Annotated in this window: 1 pseudogene; it reads right to left on the reverse strand. The window is 43.1% G+C overall.

Annotated elements, in window-relative coordinates:
- Nucleotides 1–117: 117 nt before the first annotated feature.
- Nucleotides 118–501 (reverse strand): annotated as a pseudogene (locus tag F752_RS24090) (transposase); the annotation flags it as partial.

The following is a 501-nucleotide window of genomic DNA, read 5'->3' on the forward strand; positions in this document are numbered from 1 at the left end:
AAAATTTGCTCCTTACCTGCTAAACATTTACTTTCAAGAAGTAGTGCAACAGGCACCCTAGTAGCTGTTGCACAACCTGATTGCTTCTAATCTCAGTTTTTCTTATTTCATCACTCTCTAGTTTATTTTCCTGCTTCTTTTGCCCAAGAGAAAAATCACAGCACTAAAGCAGCTATTTTTCGGCCTGGGCAGTGCCATAGCGGCAATTTTCCTTCTGTTTTGCGGGAAGTTGAGCCATTTCTTCAGGTTATAGGCACAGGCACCCATTCCATGGCGGCCATCAGAATTACCTTTTCTGCCTGTATGATGCCCCGGGTGTTGATTCTCTTCAGGGCCATGAAATTAATAAGCGTACCGAAGACAGGTTCTGCTGTGCTTTGCCTGAGTAGCTTCATTTGCCTGCCTCTTGAGGAATTTACCCTTTCAATGGCCCTTGTGTATTCATCCATAAAGTAGGTGATATCGATTCTTTTTTCCTTGCTTTTGCCATTACAGCTCATT

This window comes from Nafulsella turpanensis ZLM-10 (genome assembly GCF_000346615.1).
In the GTDB taxonomy this organism is placed as follows: domain Bacteria; phylum Bacteroidota; class Bacteroidia; order Cytophagales; family Cyclobacteriaceae; genus Nafulsella; species Nafulsella turpanensis.